Source organism: Selenomonas sp. oral taxon 126 (genome assembly GCF_001683335.1).
Classification (GTDB): Bacteria; Bacillota; Negativicutes; order Selenomonadales; family Selenomonadaceae; genus Centipeda.
This window is the reverse complement of record NZ_CP016201.1, coordinates 1,731,439-1,735,308: the sequence shown is the minus strand read 5'-3', so window position 1 is coordinate 1,735,308 and position 3,870 is coordinate 1,731,439. Positions and strand designations below refer to the sequence as shown.

Annotated in this window: 3 protein-coding genes; all 3 read right to left on the bottom strand. The window is 57.1% G+C overall.

Annotated features, from left to right (window positions below; all coding sequences use genetic code 11):
- On the bottom strand, positions 1-788 hold a 788-nt coding region (locus AXF19_RS15335; RefSeq protein ID WP_066847274.1), incomplete at its 3' end, for an Rpn family recombination-promoting nuclease/putative transposase.
- 105 nt (positions 789-893) lie between these two features.
- Complete coding sequence (locus AXF19_RS07830; protein WP_066847271.1) at positions 894-2,042, bottom strand: HD-GYP domain-containing protein; 1,149 nt, start codon at positions 2,040-2,042, stop codon at positions 894-896.
- 41 nt (positions 2,043-2,083) lie between these two features.
- On the bottom strand, positions 2,084-3,870 hold a 1,787-nt coding region (locus AXF19_RS07825), incomplete at its 5' end, for a class I tRNA ligase family protein (protein WP_066847267.1).

The following is a 3,870-nucleotide window of genomic DNA, read 5'->3' as shown; positions in this document are numbered from 1 at the left end:
ACTGGCGTTCCGACACGCAGCATATTCATAGCCATATGTGCAATGCCAAGTTGTCGCCCCTGACTGACGCCCCTCTTCCACGAACCCTCCATGTCACTCACATAGTCGTGCTCGAACTTCTCGCGCTGTTCATACTTACGCCGCTGTCCTGCATCACGCATGAACGCCTCGATTCTATCCCATGCCGTATCAATTGCCGCCTCGCTCATCGCAATCGCCTCCATTTCCTCATCACTCAGTTTATTCCCAATAAATGCCATCCACTTATCGAGCGTCCGCATACTACGAATGTCCTGTCGTGTCACTTTCGGCAGCTCCAAAAAGTGTATCTCAATGTCCTCCGTCAGGCGATGTTTTCCCGTTTCGTCATAGAGTCCGTACATGTGATGAAAGCCCGATAGCGGAAGATATTCATAGCCGAGCAGATTGATCGCGACGGTGCGCCGCAGGTTCTCATAATTTTCGCCGCGCCCCAGTGTGCTCTGATAGAGCTTCGCCCAATAGTACAAACTGCGCTGTCCCATGTTCTGCCGATTCTGCACCTGTACTTCGATATTGATCTGCGTCTCGTCGTTCGTCATACAGAGCAGGTCAAGGGTTGAGCCCTTTCCGGTCTCCTCCTCCGGATCAATCTCACGATCTGCAAAGCGCAGGTCGACGAAAGCGCGTTCCCCCTCAAGTCCAAGAACCGCATTGATAAAGGATAAGGGTATGTTCTTATTTTCTTTATGCCCGAAGATGAACTTGAACAGCAAATCATTGAGTGCATTAAAATCTCTCGTCCGCATGAGGGCGTCCTTTCTACCGGCTTGGTTCCTTTTCTTTATTATAAGAGATTCACTTTCTTCGGTCAAATAAAAAGCACCCCGCAGGGTGCTTCCCTAATTCATACATTAGAGTTTGCTGACCTCCGCCGCCGTCATGATCTCGACGACGGTGATGTCCTTGACGGTATTAAGGTCGATAAAGCCGCCGTCCGTGAGCTGCACGACGGGCATCGCCGTGACGCGCGACTCGTCAATGTAGACGATACGACCTGCCGTGCCATCCGAGAGGCGCAGCCAGCAGCCGTTGAGCGCGGCGTTGAGCTTACGCATAAAGAGCACGGCGTATTCTGAGTCAAGCTTTCCATCCAGTACATCGGCATAGAGAATCTTGAACACCTCGAACGGCGAACGCTTCTCCGCATAGGAGCGGCGGGATGCCATCGCATCGTAGCTGTCGAGTACGGCGAGCACCTTGCCAAACGGCGAGATCTGCTCTGCCGTAAGCCCTGATGGATACCCCGAGCCGTCGCCGCGCTCATGGTGCTGAATGACGCCGTTCATGAGATCCGCGCGTCCCGCGAGTTCACTGGATTCGAGGAGTTTGAAGCTGTCAACCACGTGATTCTTGAGGATGTCAAACTCCTCCTCCGTGAGGCGTCCCTTCTTCTCGAGCAGCTCCTTCTCGATGAACTGCTTGCCGATGTCGAGAAAGAGCCCCGCAAGCACGAGGTTCTGACGATCCATGCCCACAAGCCCCATCCACTTTGCCATGAGTCCGCTGAGGATGGCGAGATGGACGCAGTGATGCAGGTTGTAGTCGCCGTCCTGATTCATCGTGTAGATCATGGAGACTGCCGTCGCGCCCTCCTTGTAGAGGTCGCGCAGACGCCCGCTCGACATGACGTTCTGCAGGATGTCCATGTTGAGTCTGCCGGAGATCGCAGCCTCCTGGAAGAGTTTCTCCATCTCCGTATAGACGTAGCGATAGTCCTCTTCGTACTTGCTGTCCAGCTTGGCATCCCGCTCAGGAGCCACCTTCCCCGTAAAGAATGCCGGCGTCTCCGCCTTTGCCTTCTTCTCCTTCTGTACGGCAGCGAGAATGCTGTCCTCATCGACATAGACGGATGCGATTCCCTTCTCCTTGAGCAGCTTGATCGTCTCGCGATCCAGAATGGTACCGCCCTCAACGAGTACGTTTTCGGTATCGCCGTCATAGACCGTACGACCGATGAGCATCTCCGGCAGCAGGCTCCGAACGGCAAACGCTTTTAACATGATGTTCTCTCCCTCTCCATCCTTGAACAGAGTTTCCCTATTTATCCTTTGACAACAATGTTGACGAGCTTGCCGGGAACGCAGATGACCTTCACGATCTCCTTGCCCGCCGTGAGTTCCTTCGCGCGCGGCAGCTCTGTGACAAGCCGCTCCATCGCCGCCTTGTCCAGATCGGCTGCAATCTTCACGCGGTCACGCACCTTGCCGTTGATCTGCAGAACCACCTCGATCTCGTCCTGTGTAAGCGCGGATGCGTCGCAAATGACCCATGTCTGCGCATGTACGCTGCCCGTAAAGAGGCGCGCCCAGAGTTCCTCTGTGATATGCGGCGCAAACGGTGCGAGCATGCGCAGGAGCGCGCTCCCCGTCTCGCGTGCAAGCGCGGGGCTGAGTTCTTTATCCTGAAATGCGTAGAACGCATTGACAAGCTCCATGATGGAGGAGATTGCCGTATTGAACATGAAACGGTCACGCACGTCCTCCGTGACCTTCTTGATGGTCATGTGCAGGACGCGGCGCAGCTCCGTTTCCTCCGACGTAAGTACTGCCGTATCGTAGGACTCCGGTGCGCTCTTGATCGCCTCCTCGAATTGCAGGAGGATGCGCCAGACGCGGTTCAGGAAGCGGTACGCGCCCTCGACGCCCTGATCGCTCCAATCCAGATCGCGCTCGACGGGCGCGGCAAAGAGGATGAAGAGACGCGCTGTATCCGCGCCATACTTCTCGATGATCTCCTCAGGCGAGACGACATTGCCGAGCGACTTCGACATCTTTGCGCCGTCCTTGATGACCATGCCCTGCGTGAGGAGGTTCGTGAACGGCTCGTCGAAGTCGAGCATCCCTGCATCGCGCAGCACCTTCGTGAAGAAGCGTGCATAGAGGAGGTGGAGGATCGCGTGCTCGATGCCGCCGATGTACTGATCGACAGGTGCCCAGTAGTTGACCTTGTCCCGATCAAAGGGACGCTCCGAGTTCTTCGGGTCGGCATAGCGGTAGTAGTACCACGAGGAGCAGATGAAGGTGTCCATCGTGTCCGTCTCGCGCGTCGCATAGCCGCCGCATTTCGGACATTTGCAGTGAAGGAAGTGTTCGCTCGATGAGAGTGGTGATACCGCGCCCTGCTCGAACGAGACATCCTCGGGCAGACGCACGGGCAGCTCCTCCTCGGGAACAAGCACCTCGCCGCACGCCTCACAGTTGATGATGGGGATCGGCGCGCCCCAGTAGCGCTGGCGCGAGATGAGCCAGTCGCGCAGACGGTAGTTGACACGGCGCTTGCCGAAGCCCTGCGCCTCCGCCTCGTCGATGATTGCGCCCATCGCCGCGTGCATCTCCATGCCCGTGAACTTGCCGGAGTTGATCAGGAAGCCTTCCTTCTCGACGTACGCCGCCGTCATATCCTCGAGGCGCAGCTCACCCTCGGGCGGACGAATCGTGAGGATCTTGCGGATGCCGTACTTCGTTGCAAACATCCAGTCGCGCTGATCCTCGGACGGCACCGCCATGACCGCGCCCGTGCCGTACTCGAAGAGAACATAGTTCGTGATCCAGATCTCGACCTGCTCTCCGTTGAACGGGTTCGTGCAGTACAGACCTGTGAAAATTCCTTCCTTCTCCGACTCGCTCGAGGCGCGCTCGATGTCGGACTGCTTCTTCACGCGCGTGCAGAATGCACGGATCTCATCCGCCTTGTCGCTGATCGCGCAGATCTGCTCGACGAGCGGATGCTCCGGCGCGAGCGCGAGGAAGGTGATGCCGAACACGGTGTCGGGACGCGTTGTGTAGACGGGGATCTCCGTCTCGAGCGCGGGTGCAGGCAGACGGAACT